Raw genomic sequence first — 16,327 nt, 5'->3', positions numbered from 1 at the left:
AGGCAGCTTTTTTTTTGTCTAAATAGTAGGATTATATGACTCGAGGATACACAACACCGGTCACGGAAATTTCAGAAAAAGACTTTGAAGCGCTAGTCACACTTGCCTTAGAAGAAGATTTGCCTGCGGGAGATATCACCACCGATTCTTTATTTGGTTCTGATGAAATATGTACAGCCTCCTTACTTGCCAAGGAAGAGGGAGTTTTATGCGGACTTGCGGTAATTCCTTGCCTCATTCGAAAAACAAAGGCAAATGTGAAATGGATTCCTGCACTTTCTGATGGAGCGGCCCTTTCCAAAGGAACCATTATTGGAACTTTAGAAGGTTCACTTGTGAATGTTCTAAAAATGGAACGGATCCTTTTAAATTTTATCCAATACTTATCGGGAATTGCAACAAACGCGAGTAAGGTGACAAAAGAATTCCCGAACCTCCTTATTTTGGATACGAGAAAAACCTTACCCGGTTATCGAAAACTTGCAAAGTATGCGGTGTATACTGGTGGGGGAGCCAACCATCGCTTAAATTTGTCTGAGATGGCCATGTTAAAAGACAATCATGTAGCAAAAGCTGGATCCATCCAGTCCGCTGTGCAAATTGTTCGAAATGCTAATCCTGGGAAAAAAATAGAACTAGAAATCGACGGCCTCTCTCAACTGAATGAAGCTATCACGTCAAATCCTGATATTATTTTGTTAGATAATTTTTCTGATTCAGATACTGAAAAAGCAATAACGCTCATCAAAGAGAAATCACCAAAAATTCGTATTGAATGTTCTGGTGGAATCACTCCTGAAAAATTAAAATTTCTATCTAAATTTCAAGATATTGGTGTGAGTATGGGTTACTTAACTCATACTGTAAAATTTTTAGATATAAGTTTGGATATTAAGTAATGGGATTATACCAAGATATTAAAGATAAACAGGAGTTATTCGAAGCAGTCCAGAAACGACTTGGGCCAGAAAAAGCCACATTAATTGAAAAGGCATACCATATTGCCGACAAAATGCATACGGGGCAAAAACGCCTTTCCGGAGAACCTTATATCATCCATCCCATGAATGTTGCATCCGTTTTGGATGAACTTGGATTGGATGAAAGGGCCATTGCTGCGGGACTTTTGCACGATGTTGTAGAGGATACAAGTTATAGTAAAGAAGATATGGCCCGTGAGTTTGGAGAAGATATTGCTGCCCTAGTAGAGGGTGTGACCAAAATTTCTGAGATTAAATCCCAATCCAAAGAAACGGAAGCGGCGGAAAATATCCGTAAGATGTTACTGGCAACCATCAAAGATGTTAGGGTGATGCTCATCAAACTTGCAGACAAAACACATAATGTTCGCACCCTAAAGTTCCAACCAGAAGAAAAACAGAAACGGATTGCCAAAGAAGTTTTATCCCTCTATGCACCCATTGCTGGTCGTCTGGGAGTTTATAAGGTTAAGTTTGAATTAGAAGATTTAGCTTTCCAATCTCTACACCCAGAAGAATACCAAGAAATTAAAAAACGAGTTTCAGCCAAAAAATCAGAACGCGACGAATACATTGAAAAAATAAAAATCATCCTCAAGCAAAGATTAGCTGAGATAAGTATTGATGCCCGTATTGATGGTAGGGCCAAACATTTTTATTCAATTTACAGAAAGATGGTCACAAAGGAAAAATCTTTTTCTGAAATTTTTGACCTTCGTGCTGTAAGAATCATCACAAATGAAATCAAAGATTGTTATGGGGTACTTGGAATTGTACACACCCTTTGGACACCCATTCCAGGAAGGTTCAAAGATTATATTGCGACTCCCAAAACAAACCTTTACCAATCCTTACACACTACAGTCTTTGGGCCTGACGGTCGTCCAATGGAAGTCCAAATCCGAACCAAAGATATGAATGCCATCGCAGAGAATGGAGTGGCCGCCCACTGGGCTTATAAAGAATCCACCAATCTTTCTAAAACTTCGGTCATTTTGCAGAACGGTGTAGAAAATGCCTTCCGTATGAAGTGGTTGGAAATTTTAAAATCTTGGCAAGACCCTAGCCTTGATTCCAAAGAATTTATGGAGGAACTACAGTATGATCTCCATGAAGATGAGGTCTTTGTTTTTACTCCTAAAGGTGAAATCATTGAGATGCCCAAAGGAGCAACGGTTCTTGATTATGCTTTCCGAATCCATACTGATGTAGGATTACATGCTCGCGGTGGTAAGGTCAACGGTAGGATGGTTACACTTCGTACGGAGTTAAAGTCAGGAGACCAGGTTGAGATCATTACAGAAAAAAGTTCCAAACCATCTCCTATCTGGTTACGGATTGTAAAAACATCAGGTGCTCGCCAGAAGTTACGTGCTTATTTTCGAAAATTACAAGAAGACTCACAACGAGAAACCATTGGTTCTGTTTTAGAAACGCAAACACCTGCGATTGATGAAAACACAATCAAAGAAATCAAAAAAGTTAAGATTAAAAAACCACATAAAACGAATCCACACCAAGAAGAGTCCAAAGAATTTGGGATTTCTGTTGCGGGTTGGAACGATGTGCCTGTTCGTGTGGCATCCTGTTGCACGCCTATCCCTGGAGATGAAATCATTGGATTTATCACAAGGGGAAGGGGAGTGAGTGTTCATAAGAAAGATTGTACGACGGCAAACAAACAACTCGAGTGGATGAAAACCATTCCAGTTCGTTGGGAAGGCCCTGGAGAACCAATTCCGATTCAAATTGAAGTGCGTGCCAAAGATGTTCAAGGAATCTACTTATCGATGGTGGAGTCCATTTCCAGTACAGAAACAAATATTTTGGAAGCTGGAGCATCATCGCACCCGAACGGAACACTCACCGCCAAATTTATGTTAGAAGTAGATCACTTAGACCAACTCAAAGAAATTTTAGAAAACTTACGAATGATCCAAGGTGTTGTTTTTGCGGAAAGGGTTAAAAAATAAACCACTGCACTTCGTTTGGTCCTAATTTGAAATAAATTCCTTCTTCTGACTTTGTTTGTGGGTAGGTAATTCCTGTTATCAGGTCGGTTAAGTTAGTTTGGAATTGGATTCCTTCTTGGAAGGGAATCCATCCAGAGACCTCCCCATGGTTTTCATTCCAAAGAAACAGTTCTGTTTGGTTTTTTGTTTGGATGGATTTAATAAAAACGGGAGAGTCGTTAAACTCTTTATAATCCGGCCAGAATACAAAACTACCAGATTTTCTTTTGGTGATCACTTTTAGAGCCCGGAAATAAAAATCTTCTGAATCGGGATTTGGTTTTTCAAAATCAGTTTGAATCATTTGGACTGGGATTTTTTGAATCAATCCTTGTTCCTGCCCTTCGTGAAATAGAAGGATACATTCAGTGGCAGAGAGGAGGCTAAAGTAGGAATGAGAGTTTTCACCAAATTGATGTTTGGCTCTATCTTCATCGTGGTTTTCTAAAAATCGGATTTGGGTTAGATTTGAATTTTCTCTTAAATTTTGGGAGATATAGGAAAAATGATTTTCTCTCAATGCATCATAAAAGGATTTATCATAAACGGCATCAAACCCTAAGTTCAGCAATCGATTTTCCATTCCCCAATAGGCTTCTGCATAAAATTTGAAATTTGGATATTCTTGGCTTATAGTTTCAATCACTCGTTTCCAATCGTAAGTCGATTTTTTTCCGTGAGTTTTTTCAAAAACATCAGGAAGGAGTAACATTGCCATATCACAACGAACACCATCACATTGTTTTGCGATTTCCTTCAAAATTTGAATGTGTTTCTCTTCTACATTAGGATTGGAAAAATCCCATTGGATGGTATCTGTCCATCCATCAAAATAAGGATCTCTTCCATGAGCGTAACGGTTTCCATTGGGATGTAAAAAAGAATTCTTTTGGGAAATAGATTCATTTGCTACGAGAAATAAATTTGGATCTGATTCAATGAGAGGAGAATCGATTGCCATATGGTTTGGTACAAAATCGAGAATTAGTTTTTTATCCCACTGGCGGATCATTTCGTATACCCACGTTAGGTTGTCATTTTCTGAAATCAAAGGATCCGGATCGTAGGAATAAATAGAATAAGGGGATCCGTAAATATCTTCCGGAAGGAGAGGGTGTTTGGCTGTTTGGAATCCTGGTTGGAGTTCTGGCATAGAACGAGCAATGGACTGCGATTTTGGGCTATTTTTCCAGACACCCATGAGCCAAATTTCATCGGCCCAAAGAAAAGGAAGGGAATTCTTTTGGGAAGGGAGAGCCCTTTCGAGAGGTTCCTTCATTTTTGTACAAAAAAGCCTTGAGCCTATCTCGTACAAATGGATTTGATGGAAGGGATGTTTCATAACAAAGTTCAAATATTCAAGTATAGTTCCTCCTTACGCAAGATAGTTTTGGTTGGTTTGACAGGACTTTTGTCAATGGCCTTCTTCCTCCATTGTTCGGAAGAAGATACAAAAGATTCCTTGTCCAAGGTCATTGATCTTCCTTGGGAAGGTGATGTGACTTCGATTCCGAATGCCCTCCGATTGAAAAATCCGGTAGCTGATCCTAAAGCCAAAAAAGGTGGAAAGATTCGAATTTATTCCCACCAGTTTCCTAAGTCTTTGAATTATTATTTGGATCAATTTACAACCACAGCACGGATCTTTACCAGTTTATATGAACCGCTCACTGGATACCACCCACTGACTTTGGAGACCATCCCTCACCTTGCAAGGGACTGGAAAATTTCTCCTGACAAAAAGAAATTTACATTCTATTTAGATTCGAATGCACGTTGGTCTGATGGCAAACCTGTAACAGCAGATGATGTGATCTTTACTTATGATACCATTATGAATCCCAAAAATGGAACTGCCGTGTTCCGTGTATCATTGTCTAGATTTTTAAAACCAGTGAAGTTGGATGACCTAACTGTTGTATTTGAAGCAAAGGAAGTTCATTGGAATAATTTTAATGATATTGCTTCTTCGATCTTTATTTTGCCGAAACATCATTTCGAAGGTAAAGATTTTAATAAGGAGAACATGGAGTTCCCTGTGGTTTCGGGTCCTTATAAAATCACTGAAGTCAAAAAGAATCGATATATCAAATTAGAAAGAAGAGGGGACTGGTGGCAAAGAGCTTATCCTTTTAACGAAGGACGAAATAACTTTGATCAAATTGTTTATAAAGTGTATAACGAAGAAGCTGTTGCACTCCAAGCCTTTAAAAAAGGAGATATTGATATTTATCCAGTTTATTCTGCCTTTGTTTGGGTAGAAGAAGCAAAGGGAGATGCCTTTGATAAAAATTGGATTGCTAAACAAAGGATCTTCAACCTAAAACCAATTGGTTTCCAAGGTTGGGCAATGAACTCGAGGCGACCTATTTTCTCTGACAAACGTGTGAGAGAGGCTATGAACCTACTTGTAAATCGTAAATTAATGATCGATAAACTAGCGTATGGTGAATATGATCCAACAAACAGTTATTATCCTGATTTTTATTTAGGTGGTGAAAAAAATCCCAACCAACCAACTGAATTTAGTATCGATAAAGCAAGAAAACTTTTAGCAGAAGCAGGATGGAAACCCAATAAAGAAGGGATCTTAGAAAAGGATGGAAAACCATTCCAGTTTTCTATATTAGATCGGGATAAAAAAACAGAAAAGTATTTCACTTTGTTTTTAGAAAAAGCAAAAGAAGTGGGTATTCGTGCATCCATTGACACTTTGGATTTGGCTGCTTGGAGCGAACGAGTGGACAAATACGATTTTGATATGACTTGGGCCGCTTGGGGATCGGGAGTGTTTAAAGATCCTGAATCACAATGGCTTTCAAAGTATGCGGATGAAGAAGGACAACCCAACTTACCCGGACTAAAAATTTCAGAAGTAGACAAACTCATCGAAAAACAAAAAACAGAATTCTCTGTATTTAATCGTAATGAAATTTTGAAACAAATCGATCGCATTGTTTATAAAGAATATCCTTATGTTTTGTTATGGCATTTGCCAAGTACAAGGCTTCTGTATTGGCAAAAATATGGAGTTCCTAATCTACCTTTGGGTAAGTATGGAGATGAAAGTTTTTCATCTGACTACTGGTGGTATGATGAAGAGAAGGATAAAAATCTATCAAATGCCGTTTCCAAGAAGGAAAAATTTACTGATTACGAAGCTGTAGTCCGTTGGAAGTAAAATCTAACCGTGACTGAAAAAAAAGGCCCGATCAAGGGAATTCGCGATCGGATTAGCCAACTCTGGAACCAATATCCAAACTGGGGAAAAATTCCTCAGTTTTTGGAGCTCTTGGAGAAAGGTCTCGACAAAGAGCTGTTTGTTGATCCTGATAAAAAAGAAATTCCAATCCCCATTGAGGATCTTCCCGTTGACGAAGTATTACGAAAGTCCGGATTCTTTCGTAATTTGTATGAAAAACTTTTTCCTGTTTCTCATGTCTTTCGAATTACATACCGCTATGATCGTGAATTTTTAGATAATTTTATGCCATTGTCTAAAGACGGATACATTGGCAGAGGTTCCTATAAATTTGTTTATAAACTCCCTTGGAACCAAGTGGTCAAAATTGGGAAATCAAAGTTACCATCTGATGCAATTTTTGGATCCTTATTTAAAGAAGTGGGTAAAGACCTTTCCCGGTTTTTAAAACCTGAGGAGATTGAACTCCGAGATTTTTTAAAAAGTCAAACTTCTCGTGATTCAAAAAAAGATGAAATCGATTTTAAATTCAAACGTTTGGGATTAGAACGACTCCATTATTGGAAATTAAAATCCCTCATTCCTGACTTAGTGGTGCCTACTCGTTTTTTTATGGGGATGCGGGTGAGAAACAATCCCTTTGGAATTCCCAATGTCACTCTTACACCTTGCGACCAACAACCATTACTTGCTGGTAAACATTTAAAAGAATTTACCATACGAAATGAAAAGTTGGATCAAAATCCAATTATGGACAAATTTTTTCCCAAATGGAAATTGAATTTTGACTCCCATCGGTTCGGTGTGATTTCAAAATCGAAGTTAAAAAAAATTGCTGTTGATTTCAATCGTGTGATCGAAGTGACAAAATTTTTGGCAGAAGAAGAAAAGTTAATCTTTGATATCCATGCAGAAAATATCATCATCACTTTACCCGATTTTGAATTAAAGATTTTTGATTTTCACGTTTTTGATGACTATTTGTATGAACCATCTGAAGAAAATCCAACACCGGAGATGGATCATATTCTAATCATTGAAGAATTCATCAAATCATTTGAACTGGACTAATTCATGTTATTTTTCAAACGGAATGTTATTTCTTTTTATATACTTTCTCTTCTTCTTTTTATATTCGCATTCTACCAAAGTTTTAAGTGGAAGTGGATCTGTGATGACGCTTATATCAGTTTTGTTTATGCGCGTAATTTATATGAAGGTTCAGGGTTAGTTTTTAATTTTGAAGAAAGGGTAGAAGGTTATACCAATTTTCTTTGGACACTCCTACTTTCCCTAGGTTATTTCTTAAAACTAACCCCTCAGTTCCTTTCGCTTTTTTTTGGTATTCTTTTTTATTTGATGACCTTGTTTGTTTTTTTCTATGAAGAAAATCGTCTCTCTGTTGGTAAAATCTATCCGTTCCTTCTTGTTCATTTGGCTTTATTTTTTCATCTCCAAATCTTTGCCACATCAGGTTTAGAAACATCCTTGTTTACTTTTTTAGTTTGTTTCGGGTTTCTCTTATGGGAAAAGGAAAACGAATTTCTTTTTTTACTTTTTTTTCTATCTGCACTTGTACGCCCCGAAGGAGCACTTTTTTTATCCATTGCCTCCCTGGATTGGCTCTTTCGAAAGAGGAGTTTGAAACCAGTTTTATTTGGCTTTTTGTTTTTGGGATTTTTGTGTTTTCGTGTTTTTTATTATGATGATATCTTTCCGAATACTTTTTATGCAAAAGGAAATAAGGGAGCATATTTTTCCCAAGGGTTTTATTATCTTCTTTATTTTTTTAAGTCCTATCCTCTTTATCTTTTCATTTTAGTTCTTTCTGGAATTCAAATTTATCAATTGTTTTTGAACCAGAAAAAATTTCGGTTTTTACTTTCTTCGATTCTGTTATACATTTTCTATGTTTTGTATGTGGGTGGAGATTTTATGGGGAACAGGTTCTGGATTCCCATTTTACCCTATCTCTCTTATTTGGCATTTCGACAGATCCATGAATGGGATATAAATTCTCAAATAGAATCGAAAAAAACATCTTTCTTTTTGTCTTTGTTTACAAAGAACCAAATCCTTGTGGCTTTTTTATTTATTTTATCTACTGCAGTATATATTGACCCCCTGAAAACACAAGGAACAAGAATTCCAGATTGGCATGGAATCGTCGAAGAACGAATGTTTTATGAAGATCATTTGATTCGGACTTCTGGTTATGACAATGGTGCTCTTTCCGATTTCCGCGTTGCCTTCTTTGGTGCACAGGCTCATTTTGTTTATTATTTAAGGCCAAATTTTGCTTTTGAAGCGGAATCAGGTTTAACAGATAGAGAATTTGCAAAAAAGAATATTAGAACCCGGGGAAGAGTTGGTCACGAGAGTGAATTGGATTTAAAAGATTTATTTGATCGTAAAATTGAGATTTTACTCGATAACCGTCTTCCAAAAAATAATTTTCCATACATCCAATATACGTGGAGAAACATTCCGTTACGATTTTACCTTTTATCTTATGATCCAGTGAAAATAAGTTCTCTTTGTCAACGTAACGATTGGAACTGTTCTGATTTATTCGAAACTTTTAAACTTAAAACTTGGGATAAGAACCAACCAAAATCCTTTCTGGAATCCAATGGAATACACTAGAGAAATTATAGTCCCTTATGGGAAAATCAAATTTGGGACTGCCGGCAAACAAAGTTTAGATGGTATAAGGGAAGTTGATTCTATTTATCCCAAAACTGCGGAATTGTGGAAACAATATACTGAGGTTTGGGTGGAGAGGGAATTCAAAACTTCAAAACCAATAATCACCACCCTGAACCAAGTCCATGGTGATTCGCTCCACTCTGTTACTAGTCAGCAGTCTCGTTTGAGCGCAGATCGAATTCTGGAAGGGGATGGATTGTATACGGAAATTCCAAAAACTATGTTAGTGGTTCGCACGGCAGACTGTGTTCCCGTATTTTTATATTCAAACAAACAACAGTTTGTTGCTATGATCCATTCCGGTTGGAAGGGAACTAGTTTAGGTATCACCGAAAAAATGATAGATACCGCAATTAGGTTAGGTTATACGCAAGAAGAACTGCATTTAGAAATTGGGCCCTATATCCAAGGTTCTGATTATGAAGTAGAATCGGATGTTGCAAATTTATTCAGTCAATTCGGTGAAACTGTTCTATGTAAGAAAGGACAAGGAAAGTTTTTATTGGATGTTGGGATCGCGATTGAAAAAAGAGTGAAGGAAAAATTTTCGAAAATGGGGGGAGTCAAAAACTCTCATATAAATGTTTACCGAAGCCCTCTTTACTTCAGCCATAGAGCCAAAGAAGAAGGCCGGAATTTGAATTTTATACTTTGGGAATCTTAAGCAGGGTTTCTTTGATTTTTTCCAAGATTTTCTCTCGTTTGATGGGTTTGACGATATAGTCCATGGCCCCATTTTCGAGAAGTGCTTTGATGACCGAAGGAGTATTCTCTTCTGAAATAAAAAGAATTCGAGGAAGAACCCCCATTTCTTTCATATCCCAGAAAGCAGCGTATCCATCAACCTCAGGAAGAAAAATCTCAATGGTTACAAGATCAATCTGTTGGCGATTGTCTTTGTACATTTGTAGAAGTTCTTTCCCTGTTTCGGCAACTCCAATGATTTTGAAACCTTCTGATTCCAAAATCTGTTGGAGCTGTTTGGACTGGAATTTGGAATTCTCGGCGATGAGAATTTGGTAAGGTCTGCCTGTCGGTCCGATGCCTGCTTGCATATAGTTCTTCCGTAGTTTATCCAAGTGCCTTTTCGATTTCAACACCAATTTCTTTCGTACCGAGGACAGATGAGCCTTCTTCGGCGATATCTCTTGTGCGAAAGCCCTTCTTTAGAACCGTTCGAATGGCATTTTCGATCGCCACCGCTTCGGTTTCCAATCCAAAGGAGTATCGTAACATAAGGGCTCCCGAAAGGATTTGTGCAATGGGGTTTGCGATTCCTTTCCCAGCAATGTCTGGAGCCGAGCCACCTGATGGTTCATAGAGTCCAAACCCAGATTCGGAAAGGGAAGCGGAAGGTAACATACCAATGGATCCTGTGATGATGGATGCTTCATCCGAAAGGATGTCCCCGAACATGTTTTCACAGAGCATGACATCAAATTGTTTTGGTTTTACGATGAGCTGCATGGCAGCATTGTCTACATAGAGGTGTTCCAAAACACAATCAGAGTATTCAGATTTATGAAGTGCTACTACCACTTCTCTCCATAATACGGATGTTGTTAATACGTTCGCTTTATCAATGCTTGTTACTTTTTTATTTCGTTTTCTTGCCGCGTCAAAAGCTGTCCGTGCAATTCGTTCGATCTCACGACGAGAATATCTCATAGTGTCGAAAGCAAATTCTTCAGGCCCACTTCCTTCTCTCCCTTTTGGTTTTCCAAAATAGATTCCTGATGTTAATTCCCTAAGGATTAAAATATCCAGTCCATCACCGATGATGTCACCACGGATGGGACTTGCTTTTTTGAGTTCTGGGTAGATGATCGCAGGACGAAGGTTAGCAAATAAATCAAAATGTTTGCGGAGTGGGAGAAGTGCCCCACGTTCTGGTTGTCTTTCTGGGGGAAGGGTTTCCCATTTTGGCCCACCCACAGATCCAAAAAAGATAGCGTTAGATGATTCACAAAGTTTTAAGGTTTCATCGGGAAGAGGAAATCCTGTGGCATCAATGGCGGCACCACCAACTAATGCGTGTTCAAAGGTAAATTCGGATGATTTGTTTCCTAATGCTTTTTTGACCACTAATAGGGCCACATCCATAACTTCTGGGCCGATTCCGTCTCCTGCGAGTACTGCTACTTTTTTCATTTCATATCCTTTAATACTGATTCTAAAATATCCAATCCTTCTGTCGCTTTTTCGATGCTTAAGATGAGAGGAGGTATAATGCGAATGACATTTCCTGCTGTGCTATTCACAACAAGTCCACGTTTCAAACATTCTTCCACAACGGGTCTTGATTCGGAATACAATTCTACACCAATGTGTAAACCACGCCCTCTGACTTCTTTGATTTTTCCCGTTGATTCTATCATGGTTTTCAAACGAGCAAACATTTGTTCTGAGATGGTCGAAACATGATCGAGTAGGTTACGTGATAAGATGATTTTGAATGTTTCGTATGCTGCCACACAAGCCAAATGATTTCCACCAAAGGTAGATCCATGCATCCCTCGTTCCAAAATCCCTTCGTATTCTTTGGCAACCACAAGAGCACCAATCGGAAATCCTGAACCCAATGCTTTGGCAAGAGTGAAGGCATCCGGATACATTCCGTAATGTTCAAAACAAAACATCTTTCCTGTTCTTCCCATTCCAGTTTGGATTTCATCGAAAACAAGGAGTGAGTCAGTTTCTTCTGTGAGTTTACGCGCTAAATTGACAAACGATTGGGTGAGGGGAACCACTCCACCTTCCCCAATGATGAGTTCCATAATGATTCCGGCAACAGAGTCACCATACTGTTCGAAGGCTTGGATGAGTGAGTCTTCGTTATTGGCTTCGACAAAGTAAACATCAGATGCCAACTCACCAAATCCAGAACGAACGGCTTCGTTTCCTGTCATCGTCATTGCAGATAGAGTTCTACCATGAAAGCTTGAGTGGAGGGCAAGGATGACTGGTTTGTCGATATTTTTTTTCACTCCATGTCTACGCATGAGTTTGAAAGCAGCTTCGTTGGCTTCGGTTCCCGAATTACATAAAAATACTTTTCCTGGAATGCTATTTTCGATAATGACTTCGGCAAGTTTTGCTTGTTCTTCCGAAAAGTAGAGGTTGGAAGAGTGGAGGATTTTATCCATTTGGTTTCGCATGGCTTCGATGAGGTCTGCTTCTCCATGTCCTAAATTGGAAACGGCAATCCCTGCAAGAAAGTCAATATAACCTTTGTTATCTTGATCGAAGATCATCTCTCCGACACCATATTCAAAAGCCACCGGATAACGATTGTATGTATTTAGAAGATACTTGTCAGAAAGTTTTTTGATTTCTTCGAATTTGGTTTTTGTATCGTTACTCATTTTAGACCTGCCAGTTGTAAAAATTCTGTCTCTGCTTGGGCGATTTCTTTTCCGAGAGAATCCCAGAGTCCGGATATCTCTGATTGTTTTTTTGGTTTTTTCAAAGAAGCAAAGGACGAATACACTTTTACCTTTGGTTCTGTTCCCGATGGGCGGATGGTGAGTTTGGCATTTCCTTCTAGTTCTACTTGGATGACATTGGATTTTGGCATTCCTTTGAACACAGAGGCTTTCGCTTTTCCATCTGCTTTTTGTGTTTCGAAATCGGTTACTCCTACAACCTTTCGTCCGCCAATGGTTTTCCCAATTAAGTTTTCCGATCGAAGTGTCTCGATGGATTTTTTAATTTTGTCTTGGCCTGAACTTCCTTCTAAGGTCAAAGAATACAAACTTTCCCGATACAATCCGTATTTTAAATAAATGGAATCGAGGTAGGTAAGAAGATCCCCTTTTTCTGCGAGGATCTCCACAAAGAGTAAGGCACTGGATAAAGAATCTTTGTCCCGAACAAAGGGTACGGGTAAGTATCCATAAGATTCCTCACCACCAAACAAGAAGATATTGTTCTTCTTGTTCTCAATTTGTTTCATCTCTTCTGCGATGTATTTAAAACCAGTAAGAACATTTTTGATTTTGATTCCGTTTTTTTTGGCAATCGCTTCTTGTAAGTCAGTTGTCACAATGGTTTTTACCAAATGATAAATTTTGGTTTTAGATTTTTTCCTTTCGGAAAGGTAAGCTGCCATAATAGAACCAATTTGGTTTCCATTTAAGTATTCATATTCTCCGTCGGGGCGGCGAACTCCTACGCCCAGTCTGTCGGCATCGGGGTCAGTGGCAATAAAGGTAGCTGCTTTTTTCTTTTTGGCGTGAAACTCACATAAGGCGAGGGCTTCTTTTTCTTCTGGATTTGGATATTTAACTGTTGGGAATTCACCATCTGGTTTTTTTTGTTCGGGAACAAGAAATACAGATTTATATCCAAAGAAATTTAACATTTCTTTCATATACTCTCCGCCAGTTCCATGTAACGGTGAGTATACGATCCCAAGATCGGTTCTTGTTTTTGGTTTTACCGAAGAAAGAATTCCTGCTTGTTTCAAATCCTTTAAGTAGGTTTTGAAAACGACAGATCCTACCGGTTTGACCAATTTTTTATAATCTTTGTCTGACTTTTGTACAAGTGGGATGGAAGACCAGTCATTGATTTCACTAATTCTTTTTATGATGAGTGAATCATCTGGCGGAACGAGTTGGCCCCCATCTTCAAGATAGGCTTTGAATCCATTGTATTCAGGTGGATTATGCGATGCTGTGATGACGATCCCACCACTGGCTTTGTAATAGCGGATGGCATAAGATAAAAGTGGAGTCGGTGTTACTTTGGGAAAAATATAAACTTTCACACCAAGTTTGGCGGCAATGCCAGCAGAGAGTTCTGCAAATTCTTTAGAGAGCCTTCTGGAATCATAAGCAATGACAATTGAGGCATTTTTTCTGGTATCTCTTAAATAACTGATGAAACCAAGTGCGGCGCGACCCACTGTGTAGAGGTTCATCTTGCCGATCCCGTTTCCTATTTTACCCCGAATCCCACCAGTCCCAAAGCTGAGAGGAGAAACATAGGCATCAACGAGTTCCGAACTGATCCCAGCCTTCCAATCTTCATAAGCCTTTTTGGCTTCATTCTGGATTTCCGATGAAAAAGGTGATTTCGTCCAAGATAGGATATTGTCTTCTGGTTTCAACATAGCTTACATACTAATCTTTTGAAGCTAAGTAGTCTGGAAATCAATTTTGGAACCTAGAGAATTTTTCATAGAAGACCGATTGGAACGTTTTCGCCTAAAAGCATTTTGCAATTTAGGAGAGAGTGGGCTTGGGTTTTTCCGTTTGGAAGAAGTGTTAGGGATGGCAGAAATTTCCTTTTCAGACCTTCTGGATCTTCCTATGAACGATTCGCCAAACCAAGGTTCTTTAGAACTTCGAAAGGCAATCGCCAGCTTGTATCCAGGTGTTTCACCAGACCAAGTCCTTGTGACAACGGGAACCGGTGAGGCATTGTATTTGGCATTTCATATCGCTCTTAAGCCCCAGAACAAGGTGGCTCTGATTTGGCCTGCCTTCCAAGCGCTCTATGAAATTCCAAAAATGCTTGGAGCAGAAATTGTCAAAGTCCCTCATGAAAAGGCATTTCTCGCATCCACTTGGAAAGATATCGATGCTGATCTTTATATTTTGAACCACCCACACAACCCCACGGGGAAAACTTTTTCTGATTGGGAATGGGAAACACTCATCGCCGAATTTCGACAAAAGAAAAAACAGGTTCTCTTCGATGAACATTACCGATTTTTACCGAGTGAAGGTTTTATGGGACGAACCGGAGTGGATCCGAATCATTCTTTTTATGGAACTGGTTCCTTTACTAAATGTTTTGGTGTAACGGGTCTTAGGGTAGGTTGGCTGATTGCAGAGGAATCTTTTCTGAAACGAACCCGCTCTTTTAAAGACTATTTAACTCATACAGTTTCACCCATCTCCGAACGAATTGCACTGGGCCTATTGAATGCAAAAGAATCCTTCCTGCCAAAAATCCAATTGCGAGTCAGAAAAAATATCCAAAGTTTTGATTCTATCTGGAAGGAACTTCCTCACACCGAGTCGTTTACAACACCCGCAGGTGGGCTTGTGGGTTGGCTAAAATTAAAACCAGGAATTTCATCGGAGGACTATGCCGATCGGCTGTTTGAAAAAACAGGTGTATTTGTTCTTCCTGGATCTAATTTTGAAGAAGAGGGTTTCCTTCGCATTGGGTTTGGAGAAAGAGAGGAGAGGATGATTGAGGGTCTTCTACGATGGAAAAAATGTACGGATCTCATTTAAAGTCTAGTTTGCAGTTGTTTCCAGGAATCGGAGAAAAAAAAGAGAAACAACTATTTGGTCTTGGTGTGTATGATTGGGAATCTCTCATCCAATACCAAAAACAAAAAAATGATCCTCTCCTTCCTACCGTTTCCATTTTAGAGGAACGCAGAGAAGAATTAGAACACGAACTATCCGAAGCCAATTTTTCTTTTTTTACCACGGAACTTCCGAGCCTCGAATATTGGAGGTTATGGCAAAATTTCCCAGAACGGTTTTGTTTTTTAGACATTGAGACAACGGGAATTTCTGAATCTTCAGTGACGACGGTGGTTAGTATTTATCAAGACAAACGAATGTTAACTTTTGAAAGGGGAAAAGATTTAGAATTTCTTTTTGATTCGATCTCACCAGAAGACATTCTTGTGACTTATAATGGGAGAAGGTTTGATGTCCCATTTTTAGAAAAGGAATTTCGTTACCGTGTAAAAAATCCCCAACTCGATTTGATGAATCTTTTGCATTCCATTGGAATCAAAGGGGGATTAAAAAAATCAGAAGTGTTACTGGGACTTGTTCGACCTGAAGAGATTGCAGGAATGGATGGAAGGCAGGCCCCACTTCTTTGGTTTGAATACCAAAGAACAAATAACAAAGAAGCCTTGGAAAAACTAATCGCTTATAACAGAGAAGATACTAAAAACTTGGAAATTGTCTTAGAGAAAACAATCGATCGACTTACGGAAAACCGTTTGTTTTAGTGCGGCCCATACATATACTCTCTGAGTATACTCATCTCTGCTTGGGTTCTTGTTAGTTTCGTTTTGACGGCATCTCCAATGGAGATAAGGCCAATGATTTTATCACCATCAAGAACAGGCATATGGCGGAAACGTTTGGTGATCATATTGTTTAAGATATCATCCACATCTTCATCGGGCCCAGCGACAGTGAGTTGTGTGGTCATCACATCTTTTAATTTGACTTTGTCTAGATTGGCATGGTCTTTCGCAACCACTCGCATCAAATCTCGTTCCGTAAAGATTCCCACAAGTTTCCCTTGGAAGGTCACAATCAACGATCCTACTTTGGCACCCACCATCATTTGGGTGGCTTCCAATACATTTCTATCTTCTTCGATGGAAAGAACGGAGGACGCTTTGTCTTTGAGGATATCTTTTACGGACATGTCTC

14 protein-coding genes are annotated in these 16,327 nt (G+C 38.9%); 8 read left to right on the top strand and 6 right to left on the bottom strand.

Going from position 1 to position 16,327, the window contains the following annotated elements; all coding sequences use genetic code 11:
• Positions 1 to 35 precede the first annotated feature (35 nt).
• On the top strand, positions 36 to 899 hold the full coding sequence (gene nadC, locus EHQ16_RS09930) for a carboxylating nicotinate-nucleotide diphosphorylase (protein ID WP_135635975.1): 864 nt from the start codon (positions 36 to 38) through the stop codon (positions 897 to 899).
• Positions 899 to 2,953, top strand: coding sequence for a RelA/SpoT family protein (locus EHQ16_RS09925; protein ID WP_135635977.1), 2,055 nt, complete (start codon positions 899 to 901; stop codon positions 2,951 to 2,953). Before nadC ends, EHQ16_RS09925 begins: the two co-directional genes overlap by 1 nt.
• Here EHQ16_RS09925 and EHQ16_RS09920 read toward each other — a convergent pair.
• Positions 2,943 to 4,271: an alpha-amylase family protein gene (locus tag EHQ16_RS09920; RefSeq protein ID WP_135635979.1), complete on the bottom strand. Its 1,329-nt coding sequence runs from the start codon at positions 4,269 to 4,271 to the stop codon at positions 2,943 to 2,945. The genes EHQ16_RS09925 and EHQ16_RS09920 overlap by 11 nt on opposite strands.
• A gap of 54 nt (positions 4,272 to 4,325) precedes the next feature.
• Here EHQ16_RS09920 and EHQ16_RS09915 point away from each other — a divergent pair, with 54 nt between their 5' ends.
• Genes EHQ16_RS09915 through EHQ16_RS09900 form a run of 4 tightly spaced genes read left to right on the top strand, consistent with a single transcriptional unit; the run spans position 4,326 to position 9,567 of the window.
• Positions 4,326 to 6,173 carry an extracellular solute-binding protein gene (locus EHQ16_RS09915; protein WP_425269954.1) on the top strand — a complete coding sequence of 616 codons (1,848 nt, stop codon included), beginning with the start codon at positions 4,326 to 4,328 and terminating at the stop codon, positions 6,171 to 6,173.
• A gap of 30 nt (positions 6,174 to 6,203) precedes the next feature.
• On the top strand, positions 6,204 to 7,265 hold the full coding sequence (locus EHQ16_RS09910; protein WP_244242046.1) for a hypothetical protein: 1,062 nt from the start codon (positions 6,204 to 6,206) through the stop codon (positions 7,263 to 7,265).
• A gap of 3 nt (positions 7,266 to 7,268) precedes the next feature.
• Complete coding sequence (locus tag EHQ16_RS09905) at positions 7,269 to 8,840, top strand: hypothetical protein (protein ID WP_135635982.1); 1,572 nt, start codon at positions 7,269 to 7,271, stop codon at positions 8,838 to 8,840.
• Positions 8,827 to 9,567 carry a purine nucleoside phosphorylase YfiH/LACC1 family protein gene (locus tag EHQ16_RS09900; RefSeq protein ID WP_135635984.1) on the top strand — a complete coding sequence of 247 codons (741 nt, stop codon included), beginning with the start codon at positions 8,827 to 8,829 and terminating at the stop codon, positions 9,565 to 9,567. The genes EHQ16_RS09905 and EHQ16_RS09900 overlap by 14 nt, the downstream gene beginning before the upstream one ends.
• Here the strand turns inward: EHQ16_RS09900 and EHQ16_RS09895 are convergent.
• The 4 genes from EHQ16_RS09895 to EHQ16_RS09880 are packed head-to-tail and all read right to left on the bottom strand — an operon-like array spanning position 9,548 to position 14,019.
• Positions 9,548 to 9,958 carry a response regulator gene (locus tag EHQ16_RS09895; protein WP_135599893.1) on the bottom strand — a complete coding sequence of 137 codons (411 nt, stop codon included), beginning with the start codon at positions 9,956 to 9,958 and terminating at the stop codon, positions 9,548 to 9,550. The two genes, EHQ16_RS09900 and EHQ16_RS09895, sit on opposite strands and share 20 nt — an antisense overlap.
• A gap of 16 nt (positions 9,959 to 9,974) precedes the next feature.
• On the bottom strand, positions 9,975 to 11,054 hold the full coding sequence (gene leuB, locus EHQ16_RS09890) for a 3-isopropylmalate dehydrogenase (RefSeq protein ID WP_135635986.1): 1,080 nt from the start codon (positions 11,052 to 11,054) through the stop codon (positions 9,975 to 9,977).
• Positions 11,051 to 12,268 carry an aspartate aminotransferase family protein gene (locus tag EHQ16_RS09885; RefSeq protein ID WP_135635988.1) on the bottom strand — a complete coding sequence of 406 codons (1,218 nt, stop codon included), beginning with the start codon at positions 12,266 to 12,268 and terminating at the stop codon, positions 11,051 to 11,053. Before EHQ16_RS09885 ends, leuB begins: the two co-directional genes overlap by 4 nt.
• The gene (locus tag EHQ16_RS09880) at positions 12,265 to 14,019 is read right to left on the bottom strand and encodes a phospho-sugar mutase (RefSeq protein ID WP_135635990.1); all 1,755 of its coding nucleotides are present in this window, start codon (positions 14,017 to 14,019) and stop codon (positions 12,265 to 12,267) included. The genes EHQ16_RS09885 and EHQ16_RS09880 overlap by 4 nt, the downstream gene beginning before the upstream one ends.
• 46 nt (positions 14,020 to 14,065) lie before the next feature.
• Here EHQ16_RS09880 and EHQ16_RS09875 point away from each other — a divergent pair, with 46 nt between their 5' ends.
• Both EHQ16_RS09875 and EHQ16_RS09870 read left to right on the top strand, forming a co-directional pair.
• Positions 14,066 to 15,154 carry a pyridoxal phosphate-dependent aminotransferase gene (locus EHQ16_RS09875; RefSeq protein WP_135635992.1) on the top strand — a complete coding sequence of 363 codons (1,089 nt, stop codon included), beginning with the start codon at positions 14,066 to 14,068 and terminating at the stop codon, positions 15,152 to 15,154.
• Positions 15,136 to 15,894, top strand: coding sequence for a ribonuclease H-like domain-containing protein (locus tag EHQ16_RS09870; RefSeq protein ID WP_135636161.1), 759 nt, complete (start codon positions 15,136 to 15,138; stop codon positions 15,892 to 15,894). Before EHQ16_RS09875 ends, EHQ16_RS09870 begins: the two co-directional genes overlap by 19 nt.
• Here EHQ16_RS09870 and EHQ16_RS09865 read toward each other — a convergent pair.
• On the bottom strand, positions 15,891 to 16,322 hold the full coding sequence (locus EHQ16_RS09865) for a CBS domain-containing protein (protein WP_135635994.1): 432 nt from the start codon (positions 16,320 to 16,322) through the stop codon (positions 15,891 to 15,893). The genes EHQ16_RS09870 and EHQ16_RS09865 overlap by 4 nt on opposite strands.
• Positions 16,323 to 16,327 lie beyond the last annotated feature (5 nt).

This window comes from Leptospira kanakyensis, from assembly GCF_004769235.1.
GTDB classification, from domain to species: Bacteria; Spirochaetota; Leptospiria; order Leptospirales; family Leptospiraceae; genus Leptospira_A; species Leptospira_A kanakyensis.
Note: the sequence above shows the minus strand (reverse complement) of the source record. Positions and strands in the feature narration are given on the sequence as shown.